12 protein-coding genes and 1 tRNA gene are annotated in these 14,311 nt (G+C 64.0%); 2 read left to right on the top strand and 11 right to left on the bottom strand.

All coding sequences use genetic code 11. The features are described 5' to 3' along the window. Positions 1–33: 33 nt before the first annotated feature. Positions 34–1,194 (bottom strand): AI-2E family transporter, encoded by a 1,161-nt coding sequence (locus tag FMM02_RS10175; RefSeq protein WP_246104772.1) that lies wholly within the window; start codon positions 1,192–1,194, stop codon positions 34–36. A 79-nt stretch (positions 1,195–1,273) separates the two neighbouring features. Further along, positions 1,274–1,358, bottom strand: a tRNA-Leu gene (locus tag FMM02_RS10170). Between the two features lie 238 nt (positions 1,359–1,596). On the opposite strand from FMM02_RS10170, the gene FMM02_RS10165 reads away from it, so the two are divergent. Then, the gene (locus FMM02_RS10165) at positions 1,597–3,621 is read left to right on the top strand and encodes an elongation factor G (RefSeq protein WP_147494734.1); all 2,025 of its coding nucleotides are present in this window, start codon (positions 1,597–1,599) and stop codon (positions 3,619–3,621) included. 12 nt (positions 3,622–3,633) lie between these two features. Here FMM02_RS10165 and FMM02_RS10160 read toward each other — a convergent pair whose 3' ends face one another. From FMM02_RS10160 to FMM02_RS10150, 3 genes are read right to left on the bottom strand one after another with little or no spacing between them, the layout of a single operon-like run. After that, positions 3,634–4,431 carry an HAD-IIA family hydrolase gene (locus FMM02_RS10160; RefSeq protein WP_147494733.1) on the bottom strand — a complete coding sequence of 266 codons (798 nt, stop codon included), beginning with the start codon at positions 4,429–4,431 and terminating at the stop codon, positions 3,634–3,636. After that, the gene (locus FMM02_RS10155) at positions 4,428–5,735 is read right to left on the bottom strand and encodes a dicarboxylate/amino acid:cation symporter (RefSeq protein ID WP_147494732.1); all 1,308 of its coding nucleotides are present in this window, start codon (positions 5,733–5,735) and stop codon (positions 4,428–4,430) included. The genes FMM02_RS10160 and FMM02_RS10155 overlap by 4 nt, the downstream gene beginning before the upstream one ends. 53 nt (positions 5,736–5,788) lie before the next feature. Next, positions 5,789–7,099: a M24 family metallopeptidase gene (locus FMM02_RS10150; protein ID WP_246104771.1), complete on the bottom strand. Its 1,311-nt coding sequence runs from the start codon at positions 7,097–7,099 to the stop codon at positions 5,789–5,791. Positions 7,100–7,200: 101 nt separating this feature from the next. Between FMM02_RS10150 and FMM02_RS10145 the strand changes: the two genes are divergently transcribed. Further along, positions 7,201–8,400 carry a multidrug effflux MFS transporter gene (locus FMM02_RS10145; protein ID WP_222703814.1) on the top strand — a complete coding sequence of 400 codons (1,200 nt, stop codon included), beginning with the start codon at positions 7,201–7,203 and terminating at the stop codon, positions 8,398–8,400. 12 nt (positions 8,401–8,412) lie between these two features. On the opposite strand, the gene recA is transcribed toward FMM02_RS10145, so the two are convergent. From recA to dapA, 6 genes are all read right to left on the bottom strand, one after another. Beyond that, positions 8,413–9,480, bottom strand: a complete 1,068-nt coding sequence (recA, locus tag FMM02_RS10140; RefSeq protein ID WP_147494730.1) for a recombinase RecA — start codon at positions 9,478–9,480, stop codon at positions 8,413–8,415. 124 nt (positions 9,481–9,604) lie between these two features. After that, entirely contained in the window at positions 9,605–9,961 is a 357-nt protein-coding gene (locus FMM02_RS10135; RefSeq protein WP_147494729.1) for a response regulator, read from the bottom strand. A 39-nt stretch (positions 9,962–10,000) separates the two neighbouring features. After that, positions 10,001–12,358 carry a hybrid sensor histidine kinase/response regulator gene (locus FMM02_RS10130; RefSeq protein ID WP_425473622.1) on the bottom strand — a complete coding sequence of 786 codons (2,358 nt, stop codon included), beginning with the start codon at positions 12,356–12,358 and terminating at the stop codon, positions 10,001–10,003. A gap of 27 nt (positions 12,359–12,385) precedes the next feature. Further along, complete coding sequence (locus FMM02_RS10125) at positions 12,386–12,931, bottom strand: DUF2062 domain-containing protein (protein ID WP_147494728.1); 546 nt, start codon at positions 12,929–12,931, stop codon at positions 12,386–12,388. Positions 12,932–12,935: 4 nt separating this feature from the next. Continuing rightward, positions 12,936–13,421, bottom strand: coding sequence for an SsrA-binding protein SmpB (gene smpB / locus FMM02_RS10120; protein WP_147494727.1), 486 nt, complete (start codon positions 13,419–13,421; stop codon positions 12,936–12,938). Positions 13,422–13,428: 7 nt separating this feature from the next. Beyond that, the gene (gene dapA, locus FMM02_RS10115; RefSeq protein WP_147494726.1) at positions 13,429–14,301 is read right to left on the bottom strand and encodes a 4-hydroxy-tetrahydrodipicolinate synthase; all 873 of its coding nucleotides are present in this window, start codon (positions 14,299–14,301) and stop codon (positions 13,429–13,431) included. Positions 14,302–14,311: the final 10 nt, after the last annotated feature.

The raw sequence follows: 14,311 nt of genomic DNA, 5'->3' as shown, positions 1-14,311 counted from the left end.
AACTAGGAGAGCCGCTCCACCCTGTCAACAAGCCTAGTCGTCTTTTTCTTCCTCATCGCCGACATGGGTCAAGGTTCCGTCTTCGAACAGGAAGCCGGCGATGTCGGGCGTGCCTGCTGCGGCAAATACCGTCTTGATGATGATCAGGAGCGGAACCGCGAGCAACGCGCCGGTCGTTCCCCATACCCATGCCCAGAACGACAGCGAGACGAGGATCAAAAGCGGATTGATGGTTAACCGCTTGCCGACCACCAGCGGGGTGATGACATTGGCCTCGATGAGGTGGAGCCCGGTGAAGATCGCCGGCGGGAGCAGCGCAGCCCAGGGATCGGCGAAGGTCATCAGCCCGCCAAGTGCAAGTAACAGTGCAGCGGCGATTGGGCCGAGGTAGGGAATATAGTTCAGCACGGCTACGATGCCGCCCCACATCACCGGCGAGTCCATGCCCAGCGCCCACAGCGTCCCGGCTGTTACCGCGCCCAGGCCGACGTTGATGACGGTGATCGTGCCGATATAGGTCGAGGTGGCGTCGACGGTTTGTTGGATGACCCGCGCGGTGGTCAACGCCCCTTCGAAGCTACCGCGGCTGACGATGGTGCGCTTGCGCATTCCCGTCCAGCCGGAGAGGAAGAAATAGATCACCAGCAGCGCGAAAAAGAGCTGCACGATCGCGTGCGGCGCGGAGGCGGTAATGATCCCGAGCATCGAATTCGGGGTCACCAACCGGACCGAGCGCGGGTCATCCGCGTTGACCGATATGCGCGCCACCGTCTGGTCGATGAACCGTTCGAGGGAAGAATAAAGATCGAGGATCGGCGCCAGCGCCACTGTGACCCGGTCGATCCGCTGCGGGATGAGCGCGACCCAGTCAATCGCCGGGATAACGATCGCCGCCACCGCGAAAATGGCGATGGCGAGGAAGATCAGGACGCACAGACCCGATGCCAGCGGAGCCGGAACGCCACGTCGTTCGAACCACTCGAGCATCGGGACGAGCGCGATGGCTACGACCAGAGCGGCGGTGACCGGGAGAAAAAACTCCGCGCCGGCACGAAGAGCGAAGGGCAACGAGATCAGAAGGCCGATTCCGCCGATCAGTGTCAGCGAGGCAAGCAGGCGCACGCGCTTAAGTTCGAACGGCTCACCCGGATGATGCTCTTCTACCCCGGAAATCTGCTGTTTGCGCGCGTCCATCCGGCGCACCATATCCGCGTCCGCGACCCGCTACCATAGGCAAGGTTGGGCGTATGAAACCGGCTATTCTCGGGAGATTTGGTGCCCCCGGTCCGAGTCGAACGGACACTCCTTGCGGAACTCGATTTTGAGTCGAGCGCGTCTACCAATTCCGCCACGGGGGCACGCGCCCCGCCCTTAGCACGGCAATACCGCGGGGCAAGCCCCGCGCATCAGCTGGTTTTGACGGAATGTGCGCCGGCGCGGCCAGCAACAGCCAATCACCGCCCAATCGTTGCGCCGCCGCGACAGTAGCCCTTGCTTTCCTTTCCACGGAGTCCGAGGCTCGGGGTTTGGAGTGCGCCGGCCGCCTCCCGCGCGACTCGCGCCCCCGCCCACATCAGACGGAGGAAGGAAAGTCGCATGCCTGGAGAATCCAACGGCACAAGGGTCATCGCGCTGGTCGGACCGGCCGGCGCGGGCAAAACCAGCCTTGCCGAAGCCCTGCTTTACGCAAGCGGCACAACCGATCGCCAAGGTTCGGTCGCCAACGGCAGCAGCATCGGCGACAGCAGCGCGGAAGCAAGGTCGCGCGGCGGATCGACTGAAACCAATCTCCTCAACTTCACCTATCTGGGCGATCGCTACGCCATCGTTGACGCACCCGGATCGATCGGCTTTGCCGCCGACGCGGCGCGGGCGATCGCCGCTTCCGATGTCGCCATCGTCGTGGTGGACCCTGACCCTGCCCGCGCCGCGCTTGCCGCGCCCGCGCTGAGAATGCTCGACGAACTTGGCATCCCCCATCTCCTGTTCGTCAATCGGATCGACCAGGCCCATGGCCGGATCCGCGACCTGCTGTCGGCGCTTCAGCCGATGAGCGTGTCGCCGCTGATCGCCCGACAGATTCCGATCCGCGAGGGCGACAAGGTCACCGGCTTCGTCGACATCGCGCTCGAGCGCGCCTTCCACTATGTGCCAGGAAAGCCGTCCGAGCGGATCGAGCTTCCCGCTGACCTCGCCGAGCGCGAGGCGCAGGCTCGTACCCAGCTTCTCGAGCAGCTTGCCGATCATGACGATACGCTGCTCGAACAGTTGCTGATGGACGAGGTGCCCGAACCCGGCACCATCTTCGCCGACCTGCGTCGCGAGACCGGCGACAATTTGGGCGTCTCCGTCCTGTTCGGCTCGGCGCATAATGGATGGGGCGTACGCAGGCTGCTTAAGGCCCTGCGCCATGAAGCGCCGGGTCCGGCCTCCACGGCGCGCCGGCTGGGCGTCGAGAAGCCTTCCATGTACGTCTTCAAAATCTATCATGGCGGGTCGGTTGGCCGGCTGGCGCTGGCCCGGACCCTAGGCGGTCCGGTGCGGGAAAATAGCGACTTCACCAGCTCCGGTGGCGAGCAAGGGCGGCTCGGCGCGCTTTTTTCGGTCCAGGGCGACAAGACCGCCAAGGTTGCCCAGGTGCAGGACGGCGACATCGCAGCAGTCGCCAAGGTCGACGGGGTCAGGTCCGGGGACTGGCTGGGCGAAGCTTCGCTGCCGCCGCCGGTCGACCTCGACCTGCCGTCGCGCAACTGCGCGCTGGCAATCGAGCCCGCCGACCGCAAAGATGACGTCAAGTTGTCGGGCGCGCTGGCCCGGATCCTCGAGGAAGATGCGGCGCTGTCGCTGGAGCAGGACGAAGCAAGCCATGAAATGCGGCTTCGCGGGGTCAATGATGAACATCTTAAGACCACGCTCGCGAAGCTGAAGCGGCGATACGGGGTCGAGGTAAAGTATCGTTCGCCGACGATCGGCTACCGCGAATCCATCCGCCGGCCGGTAACCCAGCGCGGAAGGCACAAGAAGCAATCGGGCGGTCACGGCCAATATGGCGACGTGATCATCGAAATCCGACCGCTCGGCCGCGGCGAAGGATTCCGCTTCGAAGAGAGAATCCATGGCGGGGCAATTCCCAAGCAATGGATCCCCGCGGTCGAACAGGGCGCGCGCGACGCGATGTTGAAAGGGCCGCTCGGCTTTCCGGTGGTCGACGTCGGGGTCACGTTGACGGACGGAAGTTATCACAGCGTTGATTCGAGCGAACTGGCCTTTCGCCTGGCGGGGAGGCTGGCGATGCAGGAAGCACTGGAGCAGGCCGCGCCGCATCTGCTGGAACCAGTACAGAAGCTAGTGCTGGTTACGCCGGCGTCATCGACCAGCCGGGTCTCGTCGGCAGTGGCCGGCCGCCGCGGCCAGATCCTCGGCATGGCTCCGCGCGACGGCTGGGCCGGATGGGACCGGATCGACGCGCTGGTCCCCGAAGCGGAGCTCGACGGGCTCGAGGCGGAGCTGCGCTCTCTCAGCCAGGGTCTTGCAAGCTACGAGGCTGAATTCGACCATCTCGCCGAGCTTAACGGCCACCTTGCCGAAAAGGTCGTGCAGCAGGTCGCCGAACCCGCCTGAGAGACGCGGTCGCTAAAGCGTTTCGACGCACATAAGCGGCCGCCACCCGGGCGCGCCATGCAGGGCGCCGAAATCGGCGGGGATTTCCTCGCCGGCGTGGATTCCGCTTTGGACGAACACGGCGGCGAAACCCTGTTCGATCGCGCCTGCCATGTCGTTATTCAGGCTGTCGCCCACCATCACCACCCGATCCGGGGGCGGATTGCCAGCGAGCTCCAGGGCAGTCTTATAAATCGGCGGATGCGGCTTGCCGTACCAAGCCACGCGGCCGCCCATCGCTTCGTAACGGTCGGCAAGCGCGCCGGGGCAGACGTAGCGTTCCCCCCGATGGACGACGACCCGGTCCGGATTGAGACAGTGAAAAAGCACGTCGCGGTCGAGCCAGTCGTGCATCGCGCCATCATAGTCTTCGGCGCGATGGTGCCATTCCTCGAGGCCGGCCGCGGCAAGCTCGGTCCAGCCTGACCCAACAAGCTCGACGCCGCGCCCCTCAAGGTCGGCGCGATCCTCTTCAGTGCCAAGGAAACCCACCGGCCGGACCGGGTCAGTCAGCGCCCGGATGCCCGCCTCGCCGCTCGACGTCACCGCGTGGAAGCAGGCGCGCGGCAACCCCATGGCGACGAGTTCGCGCTCAACGCGCTCGGCCGGCCGAGGCGCGTTGGTAACGAGGACGACCCGCCGCCCTTCGCCAGTCCAGCGTTCCAGCCGTTCGCGCGAGCCGGCGAACAGCACGCCGCCATCATGGATCACGCCCCAAACGTCGCACAGGACGGTCGAATAGCGCGGGTCGAGATGGTCGAGCGGATTCACGCAGCCTGGGGCTGGGCGTCGGGCACTTCCTCGGGTTCGCCGGCCGAAATCACCTGCGCCGCGACAAGGTCACCAACGACATTCAATGTCGTGCGACACATGTCGAGGAAGCGGTCGACGCCAAGCACCAGCGCGATCGCCTGCGGGTCGATGCCAACCATCGCCAGGATCAGTGCGACGACAGGAAGCGAGCCAGCCGGCACACCCGCGGTGCCAATGCCGCCAAGGATGCAAACCAGCATCACCATCAACTGTTGGCCTAGCGACAGCTCGATGCCGAAGAACTGGGCGAGGAAAATCACCGTCACCCCTTCGAACATGGCCGTGCCGTTCTGGTTGGCGGTGGCGCCGATCGTCAACACGAAGCGGCTGATCCGGCGCGGGAGCTTCAATTCCGTTTCGGCAACCCGCAGCGCGGTCGGCAGGGTGGCATTGGATGAGGCCGTGGAAAAGGCCATCACCGCAGCTTCCTGCGTTTGGCGGAAGAAGGCGATCGGGCTCTTCTTGCCGAACACTTTCAGCAGTAGCGGGAACACCACGAACATTTGCAAGCCCAGCGCAAGCACCACCACGCCGACATAGGCCGACAGGCGAATGAGCAGGTCCCAGCCGAACAGCGCGGCAAGGTTGAACATGAAACAGGCGACCGCAATCGGCGCCAGTTTGATGACGATCAGGATCAACCGCATCGTCACGTCGAATAGGCCTTCGAAACCCTTCTTCAGGGTGCGCGCATTGTCGGTGTCGGTGAGCAGCAGCCCGATCCCAAAAAACAGGGCGAAGAACATCACCGACAGGATGGCGCTGTTCGATCCCAGCGCTTCGACCAGGTTATTGGGAATGATGCTGATGAAGGCGTCGATTCCCGATGGCTGTTCGGTGCCCGCCTTGACGATTTCGCCTGCCCGGCCTTCCGACTGGGCAAGCATTTCGGCCGCGGCGGCGCGATCGACGCCAATCCCGGGCTTTAGCCAGTTGACCACGGCAAGACTGATTGCCACCGCGATCGATGAAACGACGACGGTATAGACCAGAGTCCGGATGCCCACCCGCTTGAGCGCAGCGACTTCGCCCATCTCCGAAATACCGACGACCAGCGCGGAAAAGAGCAAGGGGATCACCAGCATGAACAGCAGGCGCAGGAAAAGTTGCCCGATTGGCCCGGTGACATAGGTGGTGACGAATTCGACCCAGGCGGCGTCGCGCTGCGTGGAATAGGCAATCAGGCCGAACAGCAGGCCGACGATGAAGCCGATGAGCATCTGCCATTGCAGCGCCAGGCCCTTACGCTTGATGTCCGCCATAACTCTCCCCTGATTCCTGTTAGCTTCGGCCATTGCCGCAGCATCGACGAGCGTCAAGCGCCCGAACGGCCGATCGGATCATCGATGGTCGCCGGCGGGACGCTGAACCAGCGCGGACCGGCAGCCGTCATGTAAAAACAATCTTCAAGCCGAACCCCGAACTTGCCCGGAAGGTAAATGCCCGGCTCGTTCGAAAAACACATGCCGGGTGCCAGCCGGGTGCGCTCGCCGCGAACGAGGTTGATCGGTTCATGACCCTCCATGCCGATCCCGTGCCCGGTTCGGTGAGACAGACCGGGCAACTGGTAATCGGGGCCATATCCCCAACGCGCGTAAGCGGTGCGCACGGCGTCATCGACGCTACCGGCCGGCGCGCCGACCTTGAGCGCGCGCCAGGCGATCTGCTGGCCTGCGGCGACCTGTTCCCACACGCGCCGTTGCTCAGCCGATGGGCGAGCACCGACGACGAAGCTTCGGCTGATGTCCGACTGGTATCCGCCGAAAGAGCAACCGGTATCGATCAGCACCATCTGCCCGGCCTGAAGCGTCAGCGGGCGACCGGTCCCGTGGGGAAGTGCGGCGGCGGCGCCAAACAGGACCAGGGCCCAAGGGTTTGAGCCGCCGCGATCGACCATTGCTTGCTGGAGCATCGCCGCAACCTCGCGGTTGCCGACACCGGGGCGAATCCGGGGATGGACCTCGGCAATCGCATCCAGGGTCAGGTCCGACGCATACTGCATCAGCGCGATCTCCGCAGGAGTCTTGATCATCCGCAGCGCCGCCACGACCGGATCGGCGCTGACCAGCTTCGTTCGCGGACTGGCGACTTCTAGCCCGGTGCGAATGAAATGGCGGACGCTATGTTCAAGACCGATCGGCGCGGCGGCCAGCCCGCGTTCGGCCATGATCCGGGTAACGAGCCGGAACGGGCTTTCATGTTCGTGCCAGGTGCGGACGGCCGCCGGGATGCCGAGTAGCTCGGTGACCGTGGCCAGTTCGAAGAAGGGGGTGACGACGACGGGCTCGCCTTCGCGGGGAATGAGCAGGCCCGTCAGACGTTCCGAACGATTCCACGCAAAGCCGGCGAAATAATCGAGGCTGGCGCCGGCTTCGACCAGAACCGCCCCGATTCCGGCTTTTTCCATTAGGACGCGCGCTCGGGCGATCCGGGCCATCCGTTCCGCCGTGCCGATCGCCTTCGGCGCCATGCGCCTCTTGGGCTCAGTCGCGCTAAGCGCGCCCAGCGCCTCGCTACCGGGCAGGACCGCTGCCGCAAGGCCGCCTGCCAACACTCCGCGTCGGTTCATCAACATCATGTCACTCGTCGAATAGTCGCTGCGCATCTGTTGCATGGCGACCGACATTAGGCCAGCACCCGCGCCCCATGCCTTTCGCCTTGCCACCTTCAGCCTCGGGGGCCGGTCGCCCCGGACCAAGAGAGATTGTCGCCCTGTTGGCGGCGCTGATGGCGCTGAATGCTTTCGCGATCGACGCCATGATCCCGGCGCTGCCGGCAATTGGCGCCGACCTTGGCGTCAGCAATGAAAACCGGCGGCAGTTGGTCGTCGTTGCCTATTTTTTCGGGTTCGGCGTGGGCCAAATCCTGTGGGGGCCGCTCGCCGACCGTTTCGGCCGGCGCCCCATCCTGGCGGTAGGCGTCGCGCTTTATGCCGCTTTCGCCTTGCTGTGCGGGCTCGCCCATACCTTCACCCTGCTGATCGTCGCCCGCGTGGCGATGGGCGCGTCGGCGGCGGTCACCCGCGTACTCGTCACCGCCATGGTCCGCGACCTGTTCGAGGGAGAAGCGATGGCGCGGGTGATGAGCCTCGTCTTCATGGTGTTCATGCTGGTTCCTATGCTTGCACCCAGCGTCGGCCAGGCGATCCTGCTGGTCGGGCCCTGGCAGGCAATCTTCATCGTGCTGGCTGCCTACGGGCTATTCGTCCTGACATGGGCGATGGTCCGGCTCCCCGAAACACTGCGTCCCGAATATCGGCGGGCACTCAACCTTGGAGAAATCGGCCGCGCTGCAAGGCTGGCGGCGACCGATCGGCTGTCGGCGGGCTACACGCTTGCTCTAACCGCGGTGTTCGGCGGTCTGACCGCTTATATCGCCTCGATCCAGCAGATCGTGTTCGACGCCTTTGGATCGGGCGAGCTGATCGGTCTAGTGTTCGCCGCCATCGCCGCTCCGATGACTGTCGCAAGCTGGGCCAATTCCCGTGTGGTCGGCCGCTTCGGTTTGCGCCGGACCGGGCATTCGGGACTTCTGGCCTTCGTCGCGATCACGCTTGTCCATGCCGTCCTCGCTGCAAGCATCGACGAGCCGCTGTGGCTGTTCGTGGTGATGATGGGGCTAAGCTTTACCGCCTTTGCCTTCACCACCGCCAATTTCGGTACGCTGGCGATGACCAACATGGCGCCTGTGGCCGGCACGGCATCGTCCGTCCAAGGCGTGGTGGGGACGATCGGCGGAGCGCTGACCGGCATGACGATCGGCCTGCAATTCGACGGGACCCAGCTGCCGTTCTTGTATGGCACCGCCCTGTGCGGGCTTGCCGCGCTGGCGATCCTGCTCTGGACCGAACGTGGCCGGCTGTTCGCGGCCCTTGTCACGCCCCAAATGCTACGGGCGGAGGTTTCCCTCCGCCCGCCAGTCGAATAACAAACCCGGAGGTCAGGCCTCTTCTTCAGGGCCGACCATCAGCGCTTCCCCGACTTCCTCGGTCTTTCCGCGAATTGCATTTTCAATGCGCTGCGCGATTTCGGGATGTTCCTTGAGGAACAGCTTGGCATTTTCGCGGCCCTGCCCGATCCGGGTCGAGTCATAGCTGAACCAGGCACCCGCCTTGTCGACCAGCCCAGCCTTGACGCCAAGGTCGAGGATTTCGCCGACCTTGGAGACACCCTCGCCGTACATGATGTCGAACTCGACCTGCTTGAACGGCGGCGCGACCTTGTTCTTGACGACCTTCACGCGGGTGGTGTTGCCGACGATATCATCGCGGTCCTTGATCTGCCCGGTACGGCGAATGTCGAGGCGGACCGACGCATAGAATTTGAGAGCGTTTCCGCCGGTCGTGGTTTCCGGATTTCCGTACATCACGCCGATCTTCATGCGGACCTGGTTGATAAAAATGACGGTGCAGCGCGACCGGCTGATCGAGCCCGTGAGCTTGCGCAGCGCCTGGCTCATCAGCCGCGCCTGGAGGCCGACATGGCTGTCGCCCATCTCACCCTCGATTTCCGCCCGCGGGACGAGCGCGGCGACCGAATCCACCACCAGCACGTCGATCGCGTTCGATCGCACCAGCGTATCGACGATTTCCAGTGCCTGCTCGCCCGTATCGGGCTGCGAAACGATCAGCTCGTCGATGTTGACGCCAAGCTTCTTGGCGTAGACCGGATCGAGCGCATGCTCGGCGTCGACGAAGGCCGCGGTGCCGCCCGTTTTCTGCGCCTCGGCGATGGCGTGAAGCGCCAAGGTCGTCTTGCCCGAACTTTCGGGTCCGTAAATTTCCACGATCCGACCTCGCGGGATGCCCCCCACGCCAAGCGCAATGTCGAGGCCGAGCGAACCGGTCGAAATGGTATCGATCTCAATCTTTTCCCGGCTTCCCAGCTTCATCGCCGAGCCCTTGCCGAACGCGCGATCGATCTGCGCAAGCGCGGCTTCCAATGCCTTTTGACGGTCCGTGTTCACGCTCTCTCCACTTGTTCCGACGACTTTGAGCTGCGCTGCCATGGTCCTTGTCCCTTCGTCAATTGGGAGCTGAGCGTCCCCCTTGGATGGAACATTTGTATTCTATTTGTTCTGGCAGAACAAGTAGGGAACGAAGACCAGCGTTCGCGGGCGGTCCTCGCCGATTTCAAGCGGCCAGCGCAGCCTCGATCACAGGTGTGACCCGGTCCAGCGTGTAGGGCTTTTCGATCATTGGAACGCTGGCGAATTCCACCGGAGGCGGTTCGACGTGGCCGCCGCTGGCGATAATGAAGGGCGTGCCCTTTTCACGCAGCGCGGCGGCGACCGGCCAGACATTCTCGCCCTTCAGATTTACGTCGAGGATGGCGAGGTCGAATTGCGCACGCTCAACCTCGGCCAGCGCCGAGGTCACATTGTCGCAGCTTCCGCTGACTTCATGTCCCAGCGAGAGGATGAAATCCTCCAGCATCATTGCGATGAGCGGCTCGTCTTCGACGATGAGAATGGAACGTGACCCTGACATGGGCGCCAGAGATAGCAGCCGTTTCGGCTGAGGAAAGAGTTATTTGGTGGTCAGGGCCCGCCGGACTGCCTCGGCAAGCTCCTGAACCGAAAAGGGTTTCGGCAGAAAGGCGACGTTGGCGATGTCGATTGACTTGCGCAATTGCTCCTCGGCGTACCCGGACATGAACAGGATTGGCAGCTTGGGGCGTGTCTTACGCGCTTCGCGGACCATCGTCGGACCGTCCATTAGCGGCATGACGACGTCGGACACCAGCAGCGCGATCTCGTCCCCGCGCTCGACGATTTCCAGGGCTTCCTCGCCATTGGTGGCAGTCAGCACCTTATATCCGTGGCGAGTCAGCGCCCGCTCGGCCACGGTGCGCACCATCGGCTCGTCCTCGACCAGGAGGATGGTTCCGGTTCCCCACAGTTCATTGTTGGAATCGCCCGAATTGGGTTTGCGGCGCTTGTTCTTCGGTTCTTCTTCGACCTGGTGGACCGGCAAGTAGATGGTGAAGCGGGTCCCCTCCCCGACCTTCGAATCGGCAAAGATATAACCGCCCGACTGTTTGACGATGCCGTAGACGGTCGAAAGGCCAAGACCGGTGCCCTTGCCGACTTCCTTGGTGGTGAAGAAGGGTTCGAAGACCTTGCCCAATATCGCCGCCGGGATACCGCTTCCGCTATCGGCAACCGACAGCGCTGAATAGTCGGCGATGGGCAGGATCTCGCTGCCTAGGTCCGCTACCTGGTCGGCCTTGATCGAATAGGTTTGGATTGTCAGCGTTCCGCCGCCCTTGCCGGCCATTGCGTCGCGGGCATTGACCGCCAGGTTGACGATGACCTGTTCCAGCTGGCCGGGATCCGCGCGTACCGCACCAAGGTCGCGGCCGTGCTTGACGACCAGTTGCACCGTTTCGCCAAGAAGCCGCTTCAACAGGTGCGATACTTCGCTGATGACATCCGGCAACTGGAGGATCTGGGGCCGCAGCGTCTGCTGGCGCGAAAAGGCCAGCAGCTGGCGGGTCAGCCCGGCTGCCCGGTTGCTGTTGGACTTGATTTGCTGGACATCGTCGTAGTCGGTGTCGCCCGGTGTATGCCGCATCAGCATCAGGTCGCAATGGCCGATGATCGCGGTAAGGATATTGTTGAAATCATGGGCGACGCCGCCGGCCAGCTGGCCGACTGCCTGCATCTTGGTAGCTTGCGCGATCTGCCGCTTGAGCTTGGCTTCCTCGCTATTGTCCTTGAGGAGCAGCAGCACCGCGGCATCGCCCAGCCCGCGCAGCCCTGCAACGGTAAGCGCAACCGGCTCGCCTGGCTGGCGCGCGAGGCGGACCGGGAAATCGCCGGACATCGCGGGACCACGGGCATTGCGGCGGACCGCGTCGGCCACCGCCGCCTTGTCTTCCTTAACGACCAAGTCGCCCGGATAGGCAGGCATTTCTTCGCCCGGAATCCCGGCGGCGATCCGGAACGCCCGGTTCATCATGAGGAAACGTCCGTCGCGGTCGACCAGCGCCAGCCCTATCGGCAACATTTCGAGAAGGACCTGGACGTTGGCCGAGGCGGCGAGCCCCGAACCCTGTTCGGAATCGAACAGCAGCATGGTTGCCGCTCCGGAACCATCCTGTTCCAGTGGGACGGTGACCAGCCGCAGCGGAGAAGCGTCGAGACCTTCGGCGGCTAGGCGGATCGACCCGTCGTCGCCATGCGTGATCAACTCTTCGATATTCGGCGCCGCGCCCCGATTGCCAAGATCGGGCAGCGCCCGGTCGGTGAAGGCGCCGTTGGCGGCGACCAGCAGGCCGTCGCCATCAACCAGCACGGCGAGGACCCCGGCCTTGCCTAGCCGCTCGCCCATTGCGCCGCTGACCCGCCGCGCGGCGACCTCGATCGTGTCGGTGGGCGCCTCCATCGCGAAATGCCAGATAAACAGGTCCTGCTTCTGTCCCGCCCGCATCACCAGGACCTTGGCCGAGGCTGCCTCGCCCTCTGCCCGACCGTCGCACAGCGCAGCCTCCAGCAAATCCTTCATCGGCTCCGCGAGCCCGGCGGGCGAACGGTCCTGGAATCGCTCCCGATAAGCGGCGTTGACCGCCCGCAGCGCGCCCTCGCCATCGGTCATCGCCACCGGGTCTCGCGACGCGCTCAGCGCGGAGCCGACCAGCTCCAGGTCCGGAAGGACCATCGGTGCGATTTCGACGCGGGTTCCTGACCTGCGGTCGATAATGAAGGCAGCGACCAGCATGGCGATGAAGCCGGCCATGAACAGGCCACCGAACAGCGGCTGGCCGACCAGGTAGAAGATCAGCGCCCCGCTAGCGGCGGCGGCCGCGACAAGCGCAGGCACCAGCCAGCGAACGCCGCCATCGAGCGGGCGCGAATCAGCGAGGTCGAGCTGTTCGAATAGCAAAGACGCCCGCCCCCCTTTCTTCCCCGGTCAGGCCTCTCGAATGACCCGCTGCTTCCACTTGCGGCCAATCCACCACCGCCAGCCGAATAGTGACACGACGTAGCCTAACAGCGCCAGTCCCAGGCCGATCAGGAACAGCCCCGATACCAGCGCGGGCGCCGCGTCGGACCATAGCCAGCCCATCCATTCGCCGAATCCTGCACCACTTTGGTTCAGCCGGGAATAGGATTGGAGGTCAGCCTGGAAGCCGATGCGGTTCCCGACCTGGATTGCTGCCAGCAGGAAGAAGGGCGTCGTGATCGGGTTCGACAGGAAAGTCATCGCCGCGGCGATTGGAATGTTGGCCCGCATCGGCATCGAGAGGAGCGCCGCGCCCACGATCTGCAATCCCGGTATCATCAGGAAGATACCGATGAACGTCCCCGCGAACACCGCGCGAGGCACCGAACGGCGGGTAAAACGCCATAATTCGGAATGGCGAATCCGCGCACCGAACGGCCGCAGCCAGCGGCTTTCAAGCACTTCCTCCCGGCTCGGTGCATGGCGGTGCAAGAACCGCTGCCAGAAGTTCATGTGATTAGCCACGCTGCCTCAACAACCTACCCTGCTCGCGCTTCCAGTCGCGTTCCTTGATCGTGTCACGCTTGTCGTGGACCTTCTTGCCCCTAGCCAGCGCCAGTTCGATCTTCGCGCGCCCCCGCGAGTTAAAGTAGATGGAAAGCGGCACCAGCGTCAGCCCCTGCCGCGTGATCGCGCCGTGCAGCTTGTCGATTTCCCTCGCCTTGAGCAGCAGCTTGCGCCGCCGTCTCGGCTCATGGTTCATCCAGCTGCCGGCACCATATTGTGGAATATGGCTGTTGATGAGGAAAACCTCCTCATTCTCGACCAACGCATAGCTTTCGGCGATCGATCCTTCACCAGTGCGAAGTGCCTTGACCTCGGTACCCTGGAGCTCGATCCCGGCCTCGAACCGGTCCTCTACGAAATAGTCGTAACGTGCCCGCCGGTTCTCGGCGACCACCTTGGCCTTGTCGAATTCACGGACGGGGACAGGTTTGGCCAAGGGGACCTCAGGCTAGGCCGGCGTGGGCGAGCGCGTCATCGACCGCCTTTTTCGATGCCGCCGACGGTTCGGTCATCGGTGCGCGCAGTTCGGCCGGGAAGCCGGGGCGAACCCGGGACAGCGCATATTTGACCGGGCCGGGCGAGGCGTCGCTGAACAGCGCCGCGTGCAGCGGAAAGAGCCGGTCCTGAAGTTCCAGCGCCTCGGCCCAGCGGCCCTCCCGGGTGGTCTCCTGGAACTGGGCGCATAGCTTTGGCGCGACATTGGCGGTGACCGAAATGCACCCCTTCCCTCCCATCGCGTTGAACCCGAGAGCCATGTCGTCGTTGCCGCTAAGCTGGACGAACTCCTTGCCGCACGCCTCGCGCTGCGCCGAAACGCGCGCGAGGTTACCGGTGGCGTCCTTTACCGCGACGACACCGGGCAGGCGCGACAGGCGCGCCATCGTCTCCACCGCGATGTCGGTGATCGTCCGGGCCGGGACATTGTAGAGGACGACGGGGATGCCAAGGTCGGCAACCGCAGCAAGGTGGGCATAGATGCCGTCTTGATTGGGACGGTTGTAATAGGGCGGAACATGAAGCGCCGCATCGGCACCTGCCTCCTTGGCGTTCCGGGTCAGTTCGATGGCATGGGCAGTATTGTTCGATCCGCAGCCGGCAATCACCGGGATCCGGCCTCGCGAGGTCTCGACTGCAAGCGCAATCAGCGCGCGATGCTCCTCGACCGACAGCGTTGCGGCTTCGCCGGTCGTGCCGCATGGCACCAATGCATTGGAGCCCTCATCGATCTGCCATTCGACAAAGTCTCGGAATATCGCAAGATCGACTCGGCCTGCCGCAAATGGCGTCACCAGCGCCGGTATCGACCCGAAAAACATCAATTTTTCC

The organism is Sphingomonas xanthus, from assembly GCF_007998985.1.
In the GTDB taxonomy this organism is placed as follows: Bacteria; Pseudomonadota; Alphaproteobacteria; order Sphingomonadales; family Sphingomonadaceae; genus Sphingomicrobium; species Sphingomicrobium xanthum.
This window is presented reverse-complemented; position numbering and strand designations above follow the sequence as displayed.

Coding starts and splice junctions, on each gene's coding strand:
- FMM02_RS10175 (WP_246104772.1), bottom strand. CDS start 1,194: ATGGACGCGCGCAAACAGCAGATTTCCGGGGTAGAAGAGCATCATCCG.
- FMM02_RS10125 (WP_147494728.1), bottom strand. CDS start 12,931: ATGAACTTCTGGCAGCGGTTCTTGCACCGCCATGCACCGAGCCGGGAG.
- FMM02_RS10155 (WP_147494732.1), bottom strand. CDS start 5,735: ATGGCGGACATCAAGCGTAAGGGCCTGGCGCTGCAATGGCAGATGCTC.
- recA (WP_147494730.1), bottom strand. CDS start 9,480: ATGGCAGCGCAGCTCAAAGTCGTCGGAACAAGTGGAGAGAGCGTGAAC.
- FMM02_RS10165 (WP_147494734.1), top strand. CDS start 1,597: ATGCCTGGAGAATCCAACGGCACAAGGGTCATCGCGCTGGTCGGACCG.
- dapA (WP_147494726.1), bottom strand. CDS start 14,301: ATGTTTTTCGGGTCGATACCGGCGCTGGTGACGCCATTTGCGGCAGGC.
- FMM02_RS10145 (WP_222703814.1), top strand. CDS start 7,201: ATGGCGCTGAATGCTTTCGCGATCGACGCCATGATCCCGGCGCTGCCG.
- FMM02_RS10135 (WP_147494729.1), bottom strand. CDS start 9,961: ATGTCAGGGTCACGTTCCATTCTCATCGTCGAAGACGAGCCGCTCATC.
- FMM02_RS10150 (WP_246104771.1), bottom strand. CDS start 7,099: ATGTCGGTCGCCATGCAACAGATGCGCAGCGACTATTCGACGAGTGAC.